The following is a 19,028-nucleotide window of genomic DNA, read 5'->3' on the forward strand; positions in this document are numbered from 1 at the left end:
TCAGTCCGCGTCCGCGTCCGCGTCGCCGCTGCCGCGCCCAGCGACCCGGTCGGCGGTGTGCCATTGGGACAGCTGCTCGCGACGCTGCTGGTCCTGGTCGACCTGCTCGACGGCCCGAAGCGCGCCGCGGGCTGCCCTATCCGCGGGGACTCCCCGGGACGACGCCGCGCCCGGCTTCCCGTGCTGATTCCGGGTGGCTTCGCGGTCGAGTCGGGCGACGGCGTGGCGGAGGTCGTCTAGGGAGCCGCAGAAGCAGTGGAACTGGTCGGGCGCGATCGCGTTCATGTGCGCGAAGTAGATCTTCGACAGCCGGTCCCACTCGGCGCGCTCGGCGGCTTCGCGGGCTCGTTGCTGCGCGCGGGTCTCGGTCTGCTCGGCGGCGGTCACTGTGGCCACCGCCCGTGCTCGGCGCCGTTGACCGCGGCGCCGATCCGCGAGCCGTCCCGCCCTGCGCTCTTGTCCGCGGCGGGCTCGGGTGGTGCGTCGTCGCGGGCGCCTGCCCACCACCAGGCGATCGACGTTGTGGCCTCGACACCGGGCACGGGCGTGGCCCCCGAGGGCGCGCCGGCCCAGCCGGGCCGCGTCTGGTGGCGCTCTCGCGAACAGGACCCGGCGGCGGTCTTGAGGCGGCGAACCACGCCGGGGCGTTGCCGGTCGTGCCAGTCCCCCGCGAGCTGCACCGACGCGCCGCGACCTTCGTACGCGGCGCGCCACGCAGACATCAGCCAGAGCAGTTCCTCGATGACGTCGGGGTGCCAGAGCCAGCACTCCGGCAGCACCGCGGCCCCGTCGGGGTAGCGCAGGAACACCGCGTGCAGCCACCGGCACAGCTCCTCGAGCAGACCCATCAGGGCTTCGCTGTCAGTGGGGGCGGCGAGCCAGGACGGCGCGACCGTCGGGCCGGGACGCGCCGGGGTGGCCGCGAACGCGTCGGCGAGCTGGGCGACAATGCGCGCGAGGTCGTCCACCCGGGTCGGGGTGCCGAGCAGCGCGTCCAGGCCGCGACGCAGCCCGTCGACCTCGCGGGCCAACCCAGCGAGGGCCTCCACCCGCGCGAACTCGCCGTCGCCGGGCCCGGCCTGGCCGGGCGGGCGGCGGGTCACCGATCCCACCCCAACTCGCCGTGGCCGGCCTCCAGGAAGGAGTCGAGATCGGCACCGGTGGTGCGGCGGTCGTCGTCGTGCCAGCGCACCAGCTGCTCGCGCCGTTGCTCGTCCTCGTCCGGCACGCTCTCGACCGCCTCCGCGGCACGTGCGGCACGCAGGCTCTCGATCCGTTGGCGCAGACGCTCAGGGTCGGCGGGGGCGTCGGCGGTGTCGCTGGCGGCTCGTCCATCGAAGGCGGCCTCATCGACTCGGTGATCGAGGGCAACCTGGTCCTCGTCACGCCACTCCCCCGCAGCGAGACGGTCGGGCCGACCGTGCCCGTCGACCGGGAGGTCGTCGAGCGCGTCGTGGCCCGGGAGCGGCGCGAGCCGGTCCAACGCCTGGAGCTGATGGTACTCGGCCCAGGCGTCGGGGTCGGGGTCGTGGGCGCGGTCGGAGAGCACGGCGCGCTCCTGGGCGTCCTGGAGCGCGTCCTCGACCGGGGTCAGCGGACGCATCGGCCAGCCCGGCGCCGCCGGGAAGTGCTCGCGCAGGTAGGCGATGCGGGCGGCCGCCTCAACCTCGGACGCCGGCTCGCGCCACTCGGGGTCGCCGTACTCCGCCACCGGGTTGTAGACCGAGGTGTCGTCCGGGCGGCTGTCGAGGTAGGCCTCCTGCCGCCCGGCGGGCCACGACAGCGCCGTCCGCGCGGTGTGGGGTCCTTGCTCGGGTTGGCTCATCGCCGCCACCTCTCGTCACCGCTGTAGGGGTGGCCGGGTTCGCCGAGGACGGGCGGGGCGACCGGGTCGACATCGATCACCAGCGGCGGCCGAGCGTCGGAGGGCGGGCGCGGCGCCGGCACACTTGTGCCGCCATCGCCGGTGGTCATTCGCCGCCACAGACCGGCGACACGGGAGCGCCAGCTGCGCTGGCGCGGGGCGGCGACTCGTCGCAGCAGGGCGGCCAGCCCGATCTCGAGCCACGCCCGGGCTCGCTGCTGACGGCCGCGCCAGCCGAGGGCGGGCTGGGCGCGCAGGGCACGGACGTCGCTGCGGGTCCAGGCCATCCGGGCTCGCCCGATGACCGGGGCGATCCCGCGCCGGTAGACCACGACCTTCCCGGCGGGCAGGTTCGCGATCTGGGCTGGCGCGAGCACCGCCACCTTGCGCACAGTCCGGCTGGCGACGCGACCGTGGAGGTCGGTGGTGGTGATCCGCTCGTCGCGCTCGCCGGCCAGCGTGGACCAGAACTGCAGGTCCTCGCGGTCGCGGGTGCCGCCGAACAGCATCACCGTCCCGGTGTTGTTCAAGATGGTGGCGGTCTTGTGCTCCCCGTAGCGGGCCAGGACCTGGGCGCGGGACTGGAAGTTGGCGCAGATGTTCACCCCGCGACCGCCCATGTCCGCGGTCCAGTCCTCCAACGGCACCGGGCTGATCAGCGCCGCCTCATCGAGCGCCAACAGCAACGGTGGGTCCAACCTGCCCGCGGGCTTGCGGGTGGCGAGCCGGCGGGCCTCCCGGGCGATGTGCCCGGTCAGCGCGCAGACCAGGGGGCCGGTGTCGGCCTCCTCCGCCCCCAGCAGGAACACCGTCGCCCGACGGTCGAGCAGCGCCTCCACGTCGAAGGGCTGGTCGGTGGCCGCGGCAGCGGCCGCGGCGTCTGGATGGTTCAGCCACCCGAGCGCCGGCATGATCGAATTGGTGATGCTGGTGCGGGTGCGGTCGTTGGTGGTGACAAACTGCTCGGCCGCCTTCTCGAACGACTCCACCTGGCTCCGGCGCAGCAGCGCCGGCACTTCACGGGAGGCGCGGTCGTTGTCCGCGACCCAGCCGAGCACGTCGCGCATCGACCCCCGCCCCAATGCGGCGGCGTGCAGCAACGCGGCCAGCACGCGGCGGGCCTGCGCGTCCCACCGCTCCGCGTCCCCATGGCTGGCCCGGGAGGTCGCGGCCACCATGTCGGTGGCCCGCTCAACGGCCGTGACGGGGTTCGTGCAGCCGGTGAGCGGGTCGAAGCTGATCGTCGACCGCAGCCCACCGAGCCCGACCGGGTTGAACACGAACACCGGACCCCGCGCCCGCTGACGGACCGGCGCGCACAGCTCCAGTAGGTCGGTCCGGGTCGAGGTGACCACCGCCGCGCCGGGGGCGTCGAGCACGCGGCCGGCCAGCCAGCCGGTCTTGCCGGTGCGCGGGCCACCGAACACGAGGGTCACGTCCTCGACCGAGGACCACACCCGCTGCAACCCCACGCGGCACAGCTCCACCCCCACCGCCGAGGTCGGGGTCGCCCACCCCTCCCGGTGGGTCAGCGACCCCAGCGACGGCCGCACCGTGCCCGCCCGCCGACGGGTCGCCACCGTGCCCGCATGGCGGGCCACATCCAGGCTGGAGGCGACACCGGCGCGGCGACGAGACCGCGCCGACCAGCGAGACACGATCGCGCGGCTGCGCGACCAGCGATGCCACGCCACGACCGCGAGCAGCGCGCCAGCGACGAGCAGCGCCGGCCACGACATGGCTTGAACCAGGATGGTCGCCGGCAGGCTCCCCAAGACCCCGAACAGGAACGCCTGGCGGATCGCGCCGCGCCACATCGACACCACGACCGCACCGGCTAGCAGCACCAGGATCAGCACCGTCGCGATCACCCGGACCACCCGCCCCGGAGCGGTCGCGGTCCGGTCAGCTCGGTTGAGTCGGCGGGGAAGTCGCCGACCTCGGCGAGCCAGTAGCCACCACCCCGATGGGCGAGCTGGAACCGCACGCCGTCGCCGAGCATCCGCCGGGCCCACACCTGCGCCGCCTCGTCCGTCAGCGGCTCGTCGGTACGGCCGACGAGCACGGCGTCGACGAACAGCGCCCATGTGACGGGCCCGCCACAGGGCACGTCCCCCAACGCCAGCCCCAGCACGGAGGCGGCGACATCCGAGCGCACCAGCTCGGTGCCGAGCAGCAGCGGCGCCGTCTGCCCCAGCCGGACCGCCGACACCATCGTGGTGATCTGGTTCCTAACCATCGATGTCCCCCTCCATCTCGCGCAGCCAGGCCTCGAGAGCGCCGATGTGGCGGGCGCAGTCGTCGAGGTGGCCGGTCTCGCGGTCGTCCGGATGTGACGCGAACGGGCCGGTGTCGCGAACCCGCGCTCGGCAGGTCGTGCACATCCAGACCGCCGACCCTGGTCGATCGACCTCGCGGGCCGGAGCCGGCGGCCGGTGCTCGACCAGCCACTCCCACGCCGCCTCCGCGCGGGTCGAGCCGTCCGACGTCGCGGGCAGCTCGAGAGCCGCACCAACGGCGTCCCAACTCCAGCCGCAGCCTCGGGCCCGCAACGCCCACTCGCGGACCGCGCCGGCGGCGACGTCCGCCACCAGTCGCCCGGCCCGGACACCAGCCAGCGGGTCGTCGAGTACCGGGCGCGACAAGCCGTGGAACCCCTCGATCGGCTCCTGGGCCTCGGTCGCCCCGTATGCGGCGACCGCCACCCGACGCACGTGCTCCCGCGTCGACGACGCCGCCTGCGTCCGGCGACTCACCTCGAGCGCCGTCATCGGGAACCACCGCCTACGCCTGCAGTTCCGCGGTCCTCCTGCTGAGCAACCCAGCGCTCGACGGTCCGGACGCTGACGCCGCACTCACGAGCTACCTCGCGATGCGAGCAGCCGGCCTCGAGCAGCACGAGCCAACGTGGCCTCCGACCCGTGCCCAACCCCCGTGCTGTTCGCGCCCGACGCCGCTCCTGCTCGGTCAGGCCGCCGGCGATCCCGTGCGGCAACCGCTCCATCGCGTCGACCAGGCATCGCTCGCGCACCGGGCACGGCCGGCACACCGCCTTCGCCGCCGCTACCTGGGCCATGATCAGCGGCTCGTCCGACGGCTCGGGGAAGAACAGCTCCGGGTCCACCCCGCGACACGCCGCCCCGGCACGCCAGTCCCGCACCGCACCCTCGTCGAGGTCGCGCGCGCTCACCGGGGGCCACCTTCGACATCGGCGCCCTGCGTCCCAGCCAACGCCGGCGTCGTCGCCTGGTCCACCGCGGACACGAACGCCGAGATCGCGCTCGGTAGCCCCTGCCCCACCGGTGTACCGATGAACAGCACCAGCGCGACCAACGAGAACGCGACGGCGCCGGCCGCCGACCTCGTCTTGGCGCAGATGAAGGCACCGAGGATGGCTCCCAGGATCAGGAGCCCGACGCTGCCCATCACCGACCCACCCCTCGCGTCTGCGAGGTCCACTCGGCCGCGTCGACGAGCGAGCCGTTGGAGACGGTCGTCGCCGACATCGCCTCGAGTGCGCTGGCGGGGACGATGAGTCGCCCGCGAATCCGGACAGCGGGAAACTCGCCTGCGCGAATGGCGCGGTAGAGCGTTACCGGCGCAGCGCCCAGGATTCGAGCTGCTTCGGCCACGCTGTAGAACCGCGGGGCCGAGGCTTCATCGGTTGTCGCCATGCTGATCCCTCCTCGCCCCGCGCGGTTCGGCCTCGCGGGAAGTCGTGGGATCGAGTAGAGCTAGAGGGCGCCCTCAGGGACCGAGTCCTATGCAGTGCTGAATAACGCCACGACGGTCTGCATAGCCGCGCTACTCTCATCACGGCTCGCGCGAGAGCGGCAGGGGGCGCCATGGACGACGAGAAGGCCGTTGTTGCGCAAGCGTTACTTGATCAGAGCAATCGCGCCGCGACGGCAGCAGGACACGTGGGCGCGATCATTCGTGCTGCACGCCTCGCACTCGGCCTGAGCCAAGCCGGTCTGGCGGCGCGCATCGGATACGTCTCGCAGGCGACGATCTCGAGGATCGAACGAGCCTCGACGCGGGCAGCGAAGGACGCCAGCGTCCTCTGCGACCTCGCGCGCGTCCTCCACGTACCGCCAGGAACTCTCGGTGTCAGCCCACCGCGATCCCCCACCGCGAGCAGTACGCTCGACGACGTGAGGCGGCGAGACTTCCTCGGCGGCGCGGCGGCCCTGACAGCCGCCGCGCTTCTCCCGGGGAGTATCGCCTCGCTCTCCGCTGTCGGCCAGCCGGACGTCGACCAGGCGTGGCGAGCCCTCGAGCGTCTCTTCGAGCTCGACGATCTCCAAGGTGGAGTCCAGCTGTACGAGGTCGCCGACGCGATGGCTCGGAGAATGGGCGACGCGCTGCGCTCGGGTCGCTACGGCGAAGACGTCGGCAGCGGGCTGCGCGCCGTCACCGCGACCACGATGGAGCACGCCGGCTGGCTCGCCTACGACGCTGGTCAGGGGGCAGTGGCTCGGTCCTGGTGGCTGGAAACGATCCACCTCGCCCGCGACGTGGGTCACGTCCCGACGGCGCACGTTGCAGCTCTGGCGTCGATGTCCCTACACGCGAGCGGCAGCCCCAGCCATGTTCGTGAGGCGGCGCCCCTCGCCGAGGCCGCCCGTCGAGCCGCGCAGGAGACCCCGTCCAGCCCGACCCTGCTCTCCGTTCTGGCTGCGCGTGAGGCGGTCGGGCACGCACAGACCGGAGACCGGACCGCAGCACGGGAAGCGCTCATCCAGGCACGGAAGCAGCTCGAGCGTGGCCCGCGCGCGGACGATCCGCTCTGGCTCCAGTTCTGGAGCCCAGCGGACTTCGCCTGTCACGAGACACGTGTTGCCCTCGCCTTCGGCGACGGCAGGCTCGCGGAGCGTTCCGCGCGGGCCGCCCTGGCCACCGCGGACGAGGCTCGCTTCCCGCGCAACCACGCCATCTACTCGGCGCGCCTCGGCGCCGTCCTCGCTCGCACGCGTCAGCTGGACGAGGCGATTGCCGTCACCAGCGCAGCGGTGAAGCGCATCAACGACCTCAACGGATCGAAACGCATTCTCGTCGATCTCGCCGCGACCGTGGATCACCTCGCCGCACAGTCGTACCCGCCGGCTCGCCAATTCGCGCGTGCCGCCCGCCGATTGATCTCGGCCGCATGACGGCGTCCGCTGACGGAGTCTTCACCACCTACGGCGCGAAAGAGAGCCCGCAAACGTTCGAGGCTGTCGGATCGATCTACAGCGAGGTCTATGCGGAAGCGCCTTACCACGAGGGTGCTGCCGATTTCAGTGACTTTGCCGAATCGTTGCCTCGCCGCGCTGAGGTTCCGAGCTTTCGCGTCGTCGTGGCGAGCTCCGACGGTGACGTCGTCGGCTTCGCACTCGGACACCAACTCACGCCGAACACGAAGTGGTGGGACGGCGCCCTCGAGCCGCCGCCGAGCGACGTCACGACCGAGTGGTCAGGCCGAACCTTCGCAGTGATCGAACTCGCGGTCCGAGGACCATGGCGGAAGCAGGGCTACGCCGCACAGCTCCATGCTCACCTCATCGCAGGCCTGACCGAGGAGCGGCTGACGCTCCTCGTGCGACCCGACGCTGAGCCGGCTCACAAGGCCTACACCTCGTGGGGCTACGAGCAGGTCGGGCAGATCAAGCCGTTCGCCGATGCCCCGATCTATGACGCGATGCTCCGTCCTCTGAACCTCCCGCGTCACTGACACGAGAGAGCGCGCTCGCTCACTCAGCTGCGTGACCAAGTGGCTCGTCAGCCGATCGATGTCGGAGGTCGTGCCTAGCGTGATCCCGTGACCGACGACGAGCCCGAGGATCACGACAACCGACCCATCACCGTGCTCGCGCGTCTCGTCCAAGCCGGTCTCTCGGAGGAGCGGGCGCGGACCTGGATCACGAACGGCGGGGCGCGCGTCGACGGCGAGCCGGTGACGGACCCGGATGCGCCCGCGGCACCGCCCAGTCGCGTCGTCCTCTATCCCTCCTAGTCCGTCTCCTGCGAGCCCTCGGCGTCGGCCGCCGAGGCCAGCAGGTCGGTGAACTCGTCGGGGCCTACTCGGTTGTGGAGGTCGCGGGCGTCCTCGCCAGGACGTCCGAGCAGCACCCTGGCGTTCGGCAGGGCTCCGATGAGACGGTCGAGGCAGGCGAGCCCGGCGTCGTCGTGGTCAGGAACGATGACAATCTCGACGCCTTCCAACGCTCGCGCCAGCGTCTCCAGCGGGGGACTCCCGGCCCCGCCCGCCCACGTCGTCGCGTAGACACCGTGCAGGGCATCGCAGGACGACTCGCTCTCGCAGAGGACAACGGTCTCCCCCGCTGCCGCGGCCATCCGGACCTCGTCTTGCCGGTAGAGCGGCAGGTCAGCCTCGCGAGCACCGAGCAGTCCCGGTACCCACTCCCCTCGCCCGTTCCGGGACTCCCACCGGATGGCCTTCGAGCCGTCCGGCCGGCGAAGCCGCTGCTTCGCATGATCGGGGCCGTAGGCGTGCCACGCCTCGTGTCGATAGCCGCCGGCTCCAGCGCGACCACCGGGGTGTTTGAGCTCAGGCCATTCGCGCCGCAAAGCCTTCAGGTGGACGTACCGGGGTGGAGAGACTCGGGGTGGGCGCTGCAGGTGGCTGGGGCGCAGTCCGAGCGCTCGGAGAACCGCGGTCACCGAGCAGCCAGCGTGACAGTGCACCCATGCGCCATGACCGTCGTCGCGTCGCCCGATCACCAACGATGCGGAGTGCGCTTCGGAGTGCGCGTGCGCGGGGCACTGCCACTTTCGGCCGGATCGTCGGCAGCCCATGGCGGTGAGCACCTGCATGAGCCACTGATCGGCCAAAGCGGGCGGCTGTTCGAGTGCTGGGCGCTGGCGCGGGATCTGCTCATCGAGACTCGTCCTGGTGTGGGCCTCGGCGTCGGCCATCGTGCTCTCCTCGGGCTTCACGGACGGGGTTCCCCTTCGAGGGGGGTTCAGACCTGACGGACGGCGGACCAGCCGCGTGCGCGCGACTGGTCGGCGGGCTTGATCAGTAGGGATCGAGAGCCGTGGCGATCGCCCCGCCTCGCGTCACCGCAGAGGCCATGAGCTGGCGGGCGCGGTTGCATCGACTCTTGACGGTTCCGGTGGCCACGCCGAGCACATCGGCCGCCTCCTGGACAGACAGTCCGCGCAGCCATATCAGCGTGATCGCGTCCCGGTGGTGCTCCGGCAAGGTGTCGAGAAGCTGGGCGAGTACGATGCGGGCGTCAGCAGCGGCGTAGTCGTTGGTCGTAGCCGCGATGTCGAGCCCGGCCGAGACGGTCGACGCGCGCCGGATGCGGGCCCTCCGCAGGCGGTCGATGGCCTCGTTGCGCGCGATGCTCCACAGCCAGCCCATGACGACCCCGCTGACCTCGTGCTCGGGGCGGGCGAGCGCGGTGAGGGCGCGGACCCAGGTGGTCTGGACGACCTCGGCGGTGTCCTCCTCGTGGTGCAGGATGCGGCGGACCATCGCGCGCAGCGCCCGCTCGTGGCGCCGGATCAGGGTGGTGATGGCGTCGAGGTCGTCGTGCTGGCGGTAGAGCTCGACCAGCTCGTTGTCGCTCGACTCCTGGTAGCGGTCCTCGTGGGTGACGGAATCGGTCATCTCTGCTGTCCTCCCGGACGCGACGTGAGCCGGGGCGAGAAGCCGACCGCCGCCGCCCTTGCCGGGCCGCCGCTGCCATTTCCTTCGCCCCGTGGGGCGCGAGTCGCGTTGAGGGGCACGGGGCAGGTCCCCGGAGGGGACCGTCGGGGGTTCGGCCTCCTCCGACCCGGTGGGCCCGCCCCGAAAGACGGCCGTCAGGCCGAGCGGCGCTGCCAAGCGCGGGAGGGCTGCGGCGGGGTCACCGGGTCGGTGCGGGGCCGGTTCATCGACGGCTTGCCTGGCCCGTGCCCCTCAGACTCGGACGCCCCACGGGTAGAAGGAAGGAAGAGAGACAGCGCCGCGCAGCGGCTCCGATCAGGGCCGAAGGCCCCCTGGCCGCCCGGCCGTGAGGCGCCGAGCGAAGGCGAGCGAGGGCCCTCAACAACTCCGGCTCATGCCCGAGCGCGGCGGCCCGACCGCCTCGAGCACCGCCGCGATCAGCTGGTCAATTGCCGCGACATCGGCTGGGTGTGTCGGGTCGGCGTCATCGACTTCGCAGGAGGCCAAGGCGCAGAGAGCGTCGGCGGCAAGGTCGTCTGTCCGAGCCAGCTCTCTCAGCGCATGCTCGGCCCGGGCATCTCCATCGAGCGCAGCGGCGAAGAGCGTGGCGACGGGGTCTCGATGTGGAAGGGCGGACTGCAGCATGTCGGTCATGCGCAGCTCGACGCACTAGAGGCGCGACCGGTTCCCCGGAGATCGCGTCGTCAGCAGCTCGCCGGGTCAGTCGACCGAGAACACCTTCTTGAGGTTGGGGTTCTCGTGGCCCTTGGGTGCGGGTCCTGGCAACGTCGGGTCGTGGTCGGGGTCGAGAACGCGGGTCGCGGCCTCCCAAATCTGTGGCGCGCTCGGCTTCTCGCGCCAACCGCGTCCGACAGGGACTGGATCCTCGTCCGACCCGACGGCTATCTGAGCGCCCGCGACACCGAGGACACCAGCCTCTGGGCGGCCCTGGGCCGGCTGACCGGCCTACACACGCGGGAGCCAGCAAGCGCGTGATCAAGCGCACTGGTGGTCACGAGGACCCGCTCTCCCTGGCTCCGTCGCGCCCGATCTTGGTCTCCGGCCAGACGACAGCGGCGGCGTCGGCCAAGCGGCGCTCGATCCCCAGGATGGGTTGTTCGCGACTCGTCTCGTTGAAGACCATCCCCACGCCACCTGTCCACGGCCGCCAGCCGGGGTCGCCCTCGGTGACGAACGCGACCCACGCCGCGTGCGTGACCTTCGCGAGCTCCCGTGGTGGATGCGGCCCGTGCGTGCGCGCGACACCATCGGCGTCGAGCAGGTCCCAGGCGAACGGGAGCTCGACACAGTGCACGCCGAGGTCGCTGTAGAACGGCGACGGCCACCGGAAGTCGTACAGCCACGTGAGGTCGGGGCTGGTCTTCGCGCGCAGATCGGCCCAGCGCATCATCGATTGACGGAAGCCCCGGATGCCGATCAACTGACCGAGGAGCGCCGCGGCGCTGGGAAGCTCGGGGTGGCTCGCGACGTAGTCCCGGGCGAGCTCCCGCGGAAGCCCTTCCTCGACCATCGCCTCGACGACGTCGACGCCGCGCAAGTGCTCCTCGGCGTGCAGCATCCACAAAGTGAACTCGTGTGCGGTCACCCCCATGAGGAGGTCCTTGTCCGCGGCGACACCGCCGGCGAGCGCGTCACCGACCGAGCGGGTCAGCAGGTCACCGTCGATGACCGGACCGAACGGCATGCCCTGGTCCCCAGGCGGCATCAGGGCGCTCCGGACGAAGGCGGCCGGGTCTATCTCGTCGGGAGGCGTCGCAATGCCGAAGGCGTCCTGGGCGTCGAGCACCTGGTCCTCGGTCAGGGCGGACCAGCCCGCCACCGTGGGCTCGGCCCCGGCGGCCACGGCCAGCGCGCGCCCGACGTGCTCCGCCTCCGCCAGGCTCTGGATGCGATCCGCGCCTGACATGCAGATCGCGGAGCGGAACAGGGACTGCGCGAGCGGGATGGTGAACAGGGTCATGACGGAGATGGCCCCGGCCGACTGCCCCGCGATGGTGACCGCCGCGGGATCGCCGCCGAATGCGGCGATGTTGTCGCGTACCCACTCCAGCGCGGCGATCTGGTCGAGCACGCCGCGGTTCATGGGCGCGTCCGCGATCCACCCGTACCCGTGGAAACCGAGCCGGTAGGAGATCGTGACCACGACGACGCCGTCCCGGCTGAACGAGCGGCCGTCGTACCAGGGGCTGGCCTGCGAGCCGGCTGCGAAGCCACCGCCGTGGATCCAGACCATGACGGGGAGCCGGCGGTCGGGCTCGCCCGCCGCCGGAGTGAAGACGTTGAGGTTCAGCGTCTCGTGGCCCGGCACGGTCGGCTCGGGGAAGCTCGGTTCGAGCCCCAGGAGCCGTCGCTGGGGCGTGGCGCCCGGTCGTGTGGCGTCGCGGACCCCGGCCCACGGATTCGGCGCTCGCGGCGCGGCGAACCGCAGGGCACCGACCGGGGCGGCCGCGTACGGGATGCCGAGGAAAGCGGCGTCGCCGTCCCTCCGGACGCCCCGGACGTCCCCGGCGGTCGTGGTGACGATCGGGGCGATCACGTTGTTCATGCCTTTCGTGACCTCTCCAGGGCCGGTGCGAGGTCACGTCCACCGGCCGGATCGAGCAAGCCGGTGAGCATTTCGTCGACGAGGTCACGCAGTTCGCCCTCGTCGGCGGCCTGTCCGAACACGAGGAAGTCGGGCCGGGCGACGAACGCCGCGACGTCTTGGGCGTCGAAGTACGTCCGGTAGGTGCCGTCGACGTCCTCGACGTGGAAGGGCGACGACGGTGCGAGGCTGCCGATCGCGATGCCGAGAGCCTGTAGACGGCCCAGCTGGTCCCGCCTCAGCGCCACCGCGGGGTCGAACTGCGCGACCAGCGAGAAGCAGCCGTGTCCGAGCAGGTCATCGAAGCGACCGGCCACGCCGTTGCGCCGGATCACGCCCTGGGGGCTCGCGTCGCCGACGGGGGCGATGACCGCACGGCCGCTCTCGTGGTGGAGGAACCCGACTTTGGGGCCGGGGAAGAACTGCGGTGGCGCGGGCCGGGACCGCATCGCGGCGTCGCGTGCCTTGGCCGCCTCCGGGTCGCTCAGGTTCACGGCCTCGCACAGCATGACCGAGACGTCCACGAGCAATCGGTACTGCTGTTCGCGCTCCTGCTGGTAAGTGTCGAGCAGCGCGTCGCCGGCGAGCCCGCGCAGCACGAGGTCGAGCTTCCAGGCCAGGTTCGTCGCATCGCGCATGGCTGCGCAGGCGCCCATACCCGTGTACGGCGGCATGGTGTGGGCGGCGTCGCCGGCGAGGAAGATGCGACCGAGGCGCCAATCCTTCGCGATCCGGGTCGGGAACGGGTAGACGACGTCCCGGATGATCTCGACGTCGTCGGGACCGAGGTCGAACTTGTCCGCCAACCAGTTCCAGGCGACCTCGGGCCGCACCATCTCCTCCTCGCTCTCGTGCGGCAGGAGGCGGATCTCGAAACGGTGCCGCTTGGTCCCGATCGGCATGAACACGTAGGGGCGCTCGGGCGACATGTGGAACTCGATGCCGGCGACCTTCTCCGGGAGCGGACGCTTGACGATCGTGTCGAAGTTGAGCCACCGCTCGTCGATGCCGAAGTCCTCCAGCTCGGCCTCGAGCCGTGTCCGTACCGTGCTGCGGGCCCCGTCGCAGGCCACGAGGTACTTCGCCGTGATCCTGCGGTGGGTCGCCGGATCGACGCCCTCGGTGGAGCTCCGCCACGCGCCGACCGTCGCGGTGACGCCGTCGTCGTCCTGATCGAGGTCCACCAAGCCGGTGCCCCGCAGCACCGTGGCGTTGGGGAAGGTCGCGGTGCGGCTCTCGATCGCCGCCTCGATGTCGGGCTGGTAGACGCTGTAAAGCGCCGCGAAGCCGGAACTGGTGCCGCTCATGTCCGTCGTCATGTTGAGCTCACCGTCGGCGCCGAACCACTGCGCGCGCTCGAACACGACCGAGTCCCGGAGGGCGTCGTCGACGTCCGCCACCGACTGGACGATCCGCACCGCCTCGCCGTCGAAACCGACGAGGCGCGGGAGCCCGTACGGTGCGGGCCAGCGCTCGACCGCCGCGACACGGTGCCCGGCCCGGGCGATCGCGCCGGCGAGGACCTCACCGGCGGGCCCGTAGCCGACGACCAGGACGTCCACGTCCAGGTCACCCTGACGTTCGCCCCCGACCTGTGCCATGGCGCCACCTCCTCGAGTCGGAGGAGAATCTGCCAGCTGGTGACCTGTGCCACGATGTGCGCGAGGGCCACCTTTCCCGCAGGACGGTGGCCGCTCGGGATATCCGGGACCCGCCGAACGTCAGGACCCCACCCATGTCCCTGCCCGTCGACGACGGCGACGCCACCGTCGGTCCGGCACGCGGCCACGGGGCGGTCGAGCTGCTGGACGCCGTTCTCCACATGGCCACGCAGGAGGATCGAGCCGGTCTCCACCAGGCCCTGGTCGACCGGGCCCGCAGCCTCACGGGAGCCGACTCCGCCGCGCTGCACCTGCTCGATCCCGAGCGTGCGGAGACCCGTGTCGCCGCGGTCGCCGGGGCCATCACCGCCCTGAGCACGAGCGTCGGCGTCCCGGTGGGCGAGTCACCGCCCGGCGCGATCTTCCTCACCGGCATGCCCGCGAGCGCGTCGAGCGACCGCGCCCACGGCACCCTCGAGGAGACGTGGGCGGCCGATCCGATCATCTCTGCCGAGCGCATCGTGGCCTCGACCGGCGTGCCGCTCCGGGCGGGCACCGAGGTCCTGGCGGCGCTGAGCATCGCCTGGCGGCGACCGCATCGCATCGATCCTGACGAGATCGACGTCCTCCACCGGCTGGCGGCCCACGCGGTCCCGCTGATCAGGGCACACGAGCGCGCCGAGACGGCGGCCGAGGACGCCGCCACGCTGCGTGCCGCGTTCGACCGCGTCTCCCGCCAGTACGCGGAGTTGCAGCGGTTCCACGAGGCGGACGAGCAACTGCTGGAAGTCGCGATGGACGACGTCACCCTGGACGGACTGGCCCAGGCCGTGGTGGCGTTCTTCGGCGGCTGCGTGGCCGTCGTCGACCTCGACACGCGCCAGCTCGCGGCGGCCGGTCGGCACGCGTCCATGCCCGACGCGCCCCTGCTCGACGAGGCCGTGGCCTACGCGCGCGAGCACACGCTGCCGCACGTGGACGGGGCCGTCGCGCTGGTGCCGGTACGCGCGGCCGACGAGCTCCAGGCGGTGCTGATCGTGATCGCCTCGCGGTCTCTCGACCCGACCGAGATCCGGATCCTCTCTCGCGTGTCGGCCGTGGCGACCGTGCTCATCACGCACGACGTCTACGTCAACAGCGCCGGCGAACTGGCCCGCATGGAGTTCTTCAATGACGTCTTCGACATCGGCGTGGACGATCAGCACCTGCCGCGCCGGGCCGCGTCGCTGGGCCTGGACGTGCGCGGGCCGATGTGCGTGGCGTGCGTGTCGTCCCCCCGCTCGCGCAAGCAGCTCGCCGAGACCGTCCACACCGCCGCGCGGTCCCTCGGCGGCATGGCGGCGGCATACCGGGGCACGGTGGTGGCGATCTTCCCGGGAGAGGACCCGGAGCAGGGCGCCAGGGAGCTCCACGGTGCCGTCGCCGGAGGCGTCGATCACCCGGCGTTGGTCGCGGCGGCCGGTCCGGTCGGCACCGTCGGCGAGTGGGGGAGCGCGCAGCGGGAGGCACTGAGGTGCCTCCAGGCGATGACGAGCCTCGACCGGCAGGACGGCGCGGCCACGATGGGCAGCCTCGGTTTCATGGGCCTGGTGCTGGGTCCGGGCAACGACCCGCAGCGGTTCATCGATGCGACGATCGGTGCCCTGCTCGCGTACGACGCCCGCCGGTCGAGCGCGCTCGAGCACACGCTGCTGACCTTCCTGGACTGCGGGTCGAGCAGCGTGGCCGCCGCCGAGCCGCTCCACGTCCACGTGAACACCGTCAAACAGCGCCTCGAGCGTGTCGGTGACCTCCTCGGACCGGACTGGCGGGCGCCGCAGCGGTTGCTGGAAATCCACCTGGCCCTTCGACTGCGGCGCCTGCTCAGTACCTGAGGGCACGCCGTACGCACGCGTCGACGTCCTCGGCGAGGAGCACACCCCGCGCGGCCAGGTCCTCGGCGATCTCCCGACAGCGCTGTTCCGTCCGCCGCGCGTCGACGGCGGTCGCCGAGCAGTCCGGATGCGCGGCGTCCAGGGGAAGACGCGCGCCGGTCAGCGGCGTGAGGGTCGTGGCGCCGGGCTCGTCGGTCGTCCGCGGATTCCACCCCGTCAGCGTCGCGAGCGGCACGGCCACCTCCGGTAGTCGGATGCCGGCCCGCTCGTTGTGCCACGCGTCGACGGCCGAGACCCACGCCGGAGGCCACCCGTCGTCCAGGGCGATGGCCTCGCCGAAGCCGGTCACGGAGCGGAATTCATCGAGGACGACGCTCCGGAGCTCGACCGTCCCGTCGGCGAATCGGGGGACTGCCGAGGGCGGCGGCTCGACGCCCTCGCTCACCCATCGGCGGAGCGCCCAGTACGCCGCACGCAGCAGGAGGCCGGAGTCGACATCGTTGACGGGGAACTTCGCGCTCCGGCCCGGCGGTCGGCGGCTCCCGTAGTGATCGAGGCCGGCGAACAGGTAGTGCCGCGCGTGGGCCGGGTCGGGCAGGTCCCGCTCGGTCACCGCGTCCAGGTGCGTGAGCGCGGCGTCTCCCCGCCAGTACTCGGTGGCGGTGTGGGTGAAGAGAACGCGCGGCCGAACGGCAGGCGCCGTGCGAGCAAGGAGGTCGCCGCTCGCGGACGAGCCGTGCGGCACGCTGCCGGGAGCCGGTGCGCTCGACGGCTGGGGGTGCAGACCGTTGAGAGCGTCTCGCCACGCGCCGGCCGCGTGGACCAGGAGGCCGTCGAAGACGCGCTCACCGTTCTCGCCCGCATTCCGGTCGTCGTGGAGGAACTGCCGTAGGAACCGACCGGCCTGCGACATCCCGTAGCCGAGCACCACGGCGGGTGGAGCGGGAAGCGGCGACGGGACCGGATGCGGCCGCGATCGCAGGAAGGCGACGACATCCCGAACCGCGAGCATCGCGGCGCCCGCGACCGGGCAGCGCCCGCCGCGGTACGTGACGCGATAGGTCGTGCCCGGCACGAAGGCGTCGACGCACCACACGTTGACGCCGTCCGGATCCCCGGGCTCCCTCGTGAAGCCCCATCGATCCCGCGGCACGAGGGCACCGGCGCCATCGCCGGCGGTGATCGCACGAAGCTCCGCCCGCCCGTCACCGAGATCCTCGACCGGGTACGGCGACGCCGCACCCGGGAGCCCGAACAGCGGGAGCACCGCGGCCGGCACGGGGGTCGTTAGGTTCGCGGTGACCGGCGGATGCCGGCGGTGGACGTCGGGCCGGACCGCGGGCACCGCCGCCGCGAGCAGGCGCGGGTCCCCACCGGCGAGGTCCCACTGCCATCCGCACCAGAGGACGGCACCGCGGTCGCGGAGCACGAGGGCGTTCCGCTCGAGCGCACGCGGAGCCGCGCCGAACACCGCGGAACGATGGGCCGTGACCGCGTCGCCGTCGAACGGGACATGCGCCGCCTGGCCCCGGTTGACGACCTCGACGAGCAACGTTGACACGTCGCGGTCGGCCGGCGCCAGGAGCTGGGCCTGCAGGATGACCGCGACGCCCCCGTCCGCGCCCGTGGAGGCGTCGCCGAGGCCCGCGACGCCGCCGTTGCTCGGGTGGGCGGGGTCGAGCACGACCTCGGCCTCGTACCGCTCGAGGACGCAGCCTTCCGGCGCCGAGAGGTCGACGCCCGCAGGAATCGGGAACCGTTGGAAGCGACGCACCGCCACGACCGCGACGTTAGATGCGCCGACGACACGACCCCATGTACGCCGAGGACATGTCGCCGGGAATTCCCCGTACCGCCGGAACATGGTCGATGACATCTCCCCGTGCGAGCCTGACCGCCACTGCCGAGCAGCGGGGAAAGGGCCGACGATGCGGTTGGCGAACATTCGCGTGGACGGTCGGACGCGCGCCGCCCGAGCAGACGGCGACACCCTCGTGGTCCTCGAGGACGAGCTCACCGATCTTCTTCGCCGGCCCGGCTGGCAAGATCTCGCACTGACGTCCAACGGCGCGCGCGTGCCGGTAGCGGGCGCGTCGTTCGCCCCGCTGGTCACCACGCCGGACAAGATTATCTGTGCTGGCCTGAACTACAAGGCCCACATCGCCGAGACGGGGCGCCCGACACCGGAGCACCCGTTCTTCTTCTCGAAGTTCCCGGCCGCGCTCATCGGAGCGCACGACGAGCTCCGATTGCCGACCGTCAGCGAGCAGACCGACTGGGAGGTCGAGCTCACCGTCGTGATCGGCGAGCCGGTGCGCGACGTCGACGAGTCCGGAGCGCGCGCCGCAATCGCCGGCTACACGATCATGAACGATGTCACCGTGCGCGACTGGCAGCACCACGGGCCGACGTGGCTCGCCGGAAAGACCTTCGAGGCCACCACCCCGCTCGGCCCGTACCTCGTGACCCCCGACGAGTTCCCCCCGGGCGAGATCGACCTGGAGCTGACCTGCTCGGTCAACGGCGAGCGCATGCAGAAATCACGGACGTCGGATTTGCTGTTCGGCGTCCCCGTCTTGATCTCGTACATGAGCCGGGTCCTCACGCTCCTGCCGGGCGACGTCATCGCCACCGGCACCCCCAGCGGCATCGGCGGCCGCATGACGCCACCGCGATTCCTCGAACCCGGCGACGTCCTCACCACGGCCATCCCGGGGATCGGCGAGCTCCAGAATGTGTGCCGCTGACGCGGCCCTCTCCTCGGCACGCTCGAAAGGACACGTCATGGCCATCCAGCGACTGGCCCACGTCGGACTTTGGGTTGACGACCTCCAGAAGATGACCAGGTTCTACACCGACGTTTTGGGCCTCGAGGTCACCGACGCTACGGACGAGGCGCGTGCGACCGGGGCCGTGTTCCTGAGCTCGCGGCCGGACAAGGCGCACCACGAGCTGGCGCTGATGGCCGGGCGTACCGACCACGATGGCGGCCTGCTGATCAACCAGATCAGCTGGATGTGCGAGTCGCTCGAGGACCTCCAGGGGTTCAAGAGACGCCTGGAGGCGTCGGACGCCCGCTTCCACGAGATCGTCACCCACGGGATCGCCGTCGGCATCTACTTCTACGACCCCGAAGGCAACCGGAGCGAGGTCTTCGCACCGACCGGGCTCGACGATGTCCCCCAGCCGTACAAGAAGCCCGTGGACCTCGACCAGCCGATGGAGAGCCTGCTCGACGACCTCGACCGCCAGCACCACGCCGACGGCATCCCCGCATCTCTCGCGATCCACGAGCACCGATCTGAGGAAACGACATGACGAGCGCTCTCCGCCCGCCGGCGACCGATGTCGACCTGTTTGCCCCCGATGTCGTCGCGGACCCGTTCCCCGTCCTCGCCGAGGTGCGCGCACTCGGCCCGGTGGT

Annotated in this window: 21 protein-coding genes; 6 read left to right on the forward strand and 15 right to left on the reverse strand. The window is 71.9% G+C overall.

The window, feature by feature from the left end; genetic code table 11:
• From WCD58_RS13375 to WCD58_RS13420, 9 genes are read right to left on the reverse strand one after another with little or no spacing between them, the layout of a single operon-like run.
• Nucleotides 1-396 (reverse strand): hypothetical protein, encoded by a 396-nt coding sequence (locus tag WCD58_RS13375; RefSeq protein ID WP_337703531.1) that lies wholly within the window; start codon nt 394-396, stop codon nt 1-3.
• Complete coding sequence (locus WCD58_RS13380) at nt 384-1,103, reverse strand: hypothetical protein (protein WP_337703532.1); 720 nt, start codon at nt 1,101-1,103, stop codon at nt 384-386. Before WCD58_RS13380 ends, WCD58_RS13375 begins: the two co-directional genes overlap by 13 nt.
• Entirely contained in the window at nt 1,100-1,825 is a 726-nt protein-coding gene (locus WCD58_RS13385; protein ID WP_337703533.1) for a hypothetical protein, read from the reverse strand. Before WCD58_RS13385 ends, WCD58_RS13380 begins: the two co-directional genes overlap by 4 nt.
• The gene (locus tag WCD58_RS13390) at nt 1,822-3,735 is read right to left on the reverse strand and encodes a type IV secretory system conjugative DNA transfer family protein (protein ID WP_337703534.1); all 1,914 of its coding nucleotides are present in this window, start codon (nt 3,733-3,735) and stop codon (nt 1,822-1,824) included. Before WCD58_RS13390 ends, WCD58_RS13385 begins: the two co-directional genes overlap by 4 nt.
• Nucleotides 3,732-4,103, reverse strand: a complete 372-nt coding sequence (locus WCD58_RS13395; RefSeq protein WP_337703535.1) for a hypothetical protein — start codon at nt 4,101-4,103, stop codon at nt 3,732-3,734. The genes WCD58_RS13390 and WCD58_RS13395 overlap by 4 nt, the downstream gene beginning before the upstream one ends.
• Nucleotides 4,096-4,635 carry a hypothetical protein gene (locus WCD58_RS13400; protein WP_337703536.1) on the reverse strand — a complete coding sequence of 180 codons (540 nt, stop codon included), beginning with the start codon at nt 4,633-4,635 and terminating at the stop codon, nt 4,096-4,098. The genes WCD58_RS13395 and WCD58_RS13400 overlap by 8 nt, the downstream gene beginning before the upstream one ends.
• Nucleotides 4,632-5,054: a WhiB family transcriptional regulator gene (locus WCD58_RS33650; protein ID WP_373696219.1), complete on the reverse strand. Its 423-nt coding sequence runs from the start codon at nt 5,052-5,054 to the stop codon at nt 4,632-4,634. The genes WCD58_RS13400 and WCD58_RS33650 overlap by 4 nt, the downstream gene beginning before the upstream one ends.
• Nucleotides 5,051-5,290, reverse strand: coding sequence for a hypothetical protein (locus tag WCD58_RS13415; RefSeq protein WP_337703584.1), 240 nt, complete (start codon nt 5,288-5,290; stop codon nt 5,051-5,053). The genes WCD58_RS33650 and WCD58_RS13415 overlap by 4 nt, the downstream gene beginning before the upstream one ends.
• Nucleotides 5,290-5,538: a helix-turn-helix domain-containing protein gene (locus WCD58_RS13420; RefSeq protein WP_337703537.1), complete on the reverse strand. Its 249-nt coding sequence runs from the start codon at nt 5,536-5,538 to the stop codon at nt 5,290-5,292. Before WCD58_RS13420 ends, WCD58_RS13415 begins: the two co-directional genes overlap by 1 nt.
• A 171-nt stretch (nt 5,539-5,709) precedes the next feature.
• On the opposite strand from WCD58_RS13420, the gene WCD58_RS13425 reads away from it, so the two are divergent.
• The 3 genes from WCD58_RS13425 (at nt 5,710) to WCD58_RS13435 (ending at nt 7,859) form a co-directional block, all read left to right on the forward strand.
• Nucleotides 5,710-7,017, forward strand: a complete 1,308-nt coding sequence (locus tag WCD58_RS13425; RefSeq protein ID WP_337703538.1) for a helix-turn-helix domain-containing protein — start codon at nt 5,710-5,712, stop codon at nt 7,015-7,017.
• Nucleotides 7,014-7,577, forward strand: coding sequence for a GNAT family N-acetyltransferase (locus WCD58_RS13430; RefSeq protein WP_337703539.1), 564 nt, complete (start codon nt 7,014-7,016; stop codon nt 7,575-7,577). The genes WCD58_RS13425 and WCD58_RS13430 overlap by 4 nt, the downstream gene beginning before the upstream one ends.
• An 87-nt stretch (nt 7,578-7,664) precedes the next feature.
• The gene (locus WCD58_RS13435) at nt 7,665-7,859 is read left to right on the forward strand and encodes a hypothetical protein (RefSeq protein WP_337703540.1); all 195 of its coding nucleotides are present in this window, start codon (nt 7,665-7,667) and stop codon (nt 7,857-7,859) included.
• Here WCD58_RS13435 and WCD58_RS13440 read toward each other — a convergent pair.
• The 5 genes from WCD58_RS13440 to WCD58_RS13460 form a co-directional block, all read right to left on the reverse strand.
• A complete protein-coding gene (locus WCD58_RS13440) occupies nt 7,856-8,782 on the reverse strand; it encodes a hypothetical protein (protein WP_337703541.1) in 927 nt (308 codons plus the stop codon). The two genes, WCD58_RS13435 and WCD58_RS13440, sit on opposite strands and share 4 nt — an antisense overlap.
• Before the next feature lie 103 nt (nt 8,783-8,885).
• Entirely contained in the window at nt 8,886-9,485 is a 600-nt protein-coding gene (locus WCD58_RS13445; RefSeq protein WP_337703542.1) for an RNA polymerase sigma factor, read from the reverse strand.
• A gap of 417 nt (nt 9,486-9,902) precedes the next feature.
• Complete coding sequence (locus tag WCD58_RS13450) at nt 9,903-10,178, reverse strand: hypothetical protein (protein ID WP_337703543.1); 276 nt, start codon at nt 10,176-10,178, stop codon at nt 9,903-9,905.
• 358 nt (nt 10,179-10,536) lie between these two features.
• Entirely contained in the window at nt 10,537-12,090 is a 1,554-nt protein-coding gene (locus tag WCD58_RS13455; RefSeq protein WP_337703544.1) for a carboxylesterase/lipase family protein, read from the reverse strand.
• Nucleotides 12,087-13,730 carry a bifunctional 3-(3-hydroxy-phenyl)propionate/3-hydroxycinnamic acid hydroxylase gene (locus WCD58_RS13460; protein ID WP_337703545.1) on the reverse strand — a complete coding sequence of 548 codons (1,644 nt, stop codon included), beginning with the start codon at nt 13,728-13,730 and terminating at the stop codon, nt 12,087-12,089. Before WCD58_RS13460 ends, WCD58_RS13455 begins: the two co-directional genes overlap by 4 nt.
• A gap of 134 nt (nt 13,731-13,864) precedes the next feature.
• Between WCD58_RS13460 and WCD58_RS13465 the strand changes: the two genes are divergently transcribed.
• The gene (locus WCD58_RS13465) at nt 13,865-15,604 is read left to right on the forward strand and encodes a helix-turn-helix domain-containing protein (RefSeq protein ID WP_337703546.1); all 1,740 of its coding nucleotides are present in this window, start codon (nt 13,865-13,867) and stop codon (nt 15,602-15,604) included.
• Here the strand turns inward: WCD58_RS13465 and WCD58_RS13470 are convergent.
• Nucleotides 15,594-17,384, reverse strand: a complete 1,791-nt coding sequence (locus tag WCD58_RS13470) for an alpha/beta hydrolase domain-containing protein (protein WP_337703547.1) — start codon at nt 17,382-17,384, stop codon at nt 15,594-15,596. The two genes, WCD58_RS13465 and WCD58_RS13470, sit on opposite strands and share 11 nt — an antisense overlap.
• Nucleotides 17,385-17,466: 82 nt before the next feature.
• On the opposite strand from WCD58_RS13470, the gene WCD58_RS13475 reads away from it, so the two are divergent.
• Nucleotides 17,467-18,351 (forward strand): fumarylacetoacetate hydrolase family protein, encoded by an 885-nt coding sequence (locus WCD58_RS13475; protein ID WP_337703548.1) that lies wholly within the window; start codon nt 17,467-17,469, stop codon nt 18,349-18,351.
• Between the two features lie 37 nt (nt 18,352-18,388).
• Nucleotides 18,389-18,922 (forward strand): VOC family protein, encoded by a 534-nt coding sequence (locus WCD58_RS13480; RefSeq protein ID WP_337703549.1) that lies wholly within the window; start codon nt 18,389-18,391, stop codon nt 18,920-18,922.
• Nucleotides 18,923-19,028: the final 106 nt, after the last annotated feature.

Source organism: Actinomycetospora flava, assembly GCF_037400335.1.
GTDB classification, from domain to species: domain Bacteria; phylum Actinomycetota; class Actinomycetes; order Mycobacteriales; family Pseudonocardiaceae; genus Actinomycetospora; species Actinomycetospora flava.

Excerpts from the sequence above, each read along its gene's own strand:
- WCD58_RS13400 (WP_337703536.1), bottom strand. The coding sequence starts at position 4,635 with ATGACGGCGCTCGAGGTGAGTCGCCGGACGCAGGCGGCGTCGTCGACG.
- WCD58_RS13450 (WP_337703543.1), bottom strand. The coding sequence starts at position 10,178 with ATGACCGACATGCTGCAGTCCGCCCTTCCACATCGAGACCCCGTCGCC.
- WCD58_RS13445 (WP_337703542.1), bottom strand. The coding sequence starts at position 9,485 with ATGACCGATTCCGTCACCCACGAGGACCGCTACCAGGAGTCGAGCGAC.
- WCD58_RS13420 (WP_337703537.1), bottom strand. The coding sequence starts at position 5,538 with ATGGCGACAACCGATGAAGCCTCGGCCCCGCGGTTCTACAGCGTGGCC.
- WCD58_RS13395 (WP_337703535.1), bottom strand. The coding sequence starts at position 4,103 with ATGGTTAGGAACCAGATCACCACGATGGTGTCGGCGGTCCGGCTGGGG.
- WCD58_RS13440 (WP_337703541.1), bottom strand. The coding sequence starts at position 8,782 with ATGGCCGACGCCGAGGCCCACACCAGGACGAGTCTCGATGAGCAGATC.
- WCD58_RS13385 (WP_337703533.1), bottom strand. The coding sequence starts at position 1,825 with ATGAGCCAACCCGAGCAAGGACCCCACACCGCGCGGACGGCGCTGTCG.
- WCD58_RS13415 (WP_337703584.1), bottom strand. The coding sequence starts at position 5,290 with ATGGGCAGCGTCGGGCTCCTGATCCTGGGAGCCATCCTCGGTGCCTTC.
- WCD58_RS13475 (WP_337703548.1), top strand. The coding sequence starts at position 17,467 with ATGGTCGATGACATCTCCCCGTGCGAGCCTGACCGCCACTGCCGAGCA.
- WCD58_RS13460 (WP_337703545.1), bottom strand. The coding sequence starts at position 13,730 with ATGGCACAGGTCGGGGGCGAACGTCAGGGTGACCTGGACGTGGACGTC.
- WCD58_RS13455 (WP_337703544.1), bottom strand. The coding sequence starts at position 12,090 with ATGAACAACGTGATCGCCCCGATCGTCACCACGACCGCCGGGGACGTC.
- WCD58_RS13430 (WP_337703539.1), top strand. The coding sequence starts at position 7,014 with ATGACGGCGTCCGCTGACGGAGTCTTCACCACCTACGGCGCGAAAGAG.
- WCD58_RS13425 (WP_337703538.1), top strand. The coding sequence starts at position 5,710 with ATGGACGACGAGAAGGCCGTTGTTGCGCAAGCGTTACTTGATCAGAGC.
- WCD58_RS13480 (WP_337703549.1), top strand. The coding sequence starts at position 18,389 with ATGGCCATCCAGCGACTGGCCCACGTCGGACTTTGGGTTGACGACCTC.
- WCD58_RS13465 (WP_337703546.1), top strand. The coding sequence starts at position 13,865 with ATGTCCCTGCCCGTCGACGACGGCGACGCCACCGTCGGTCCGGCACGC.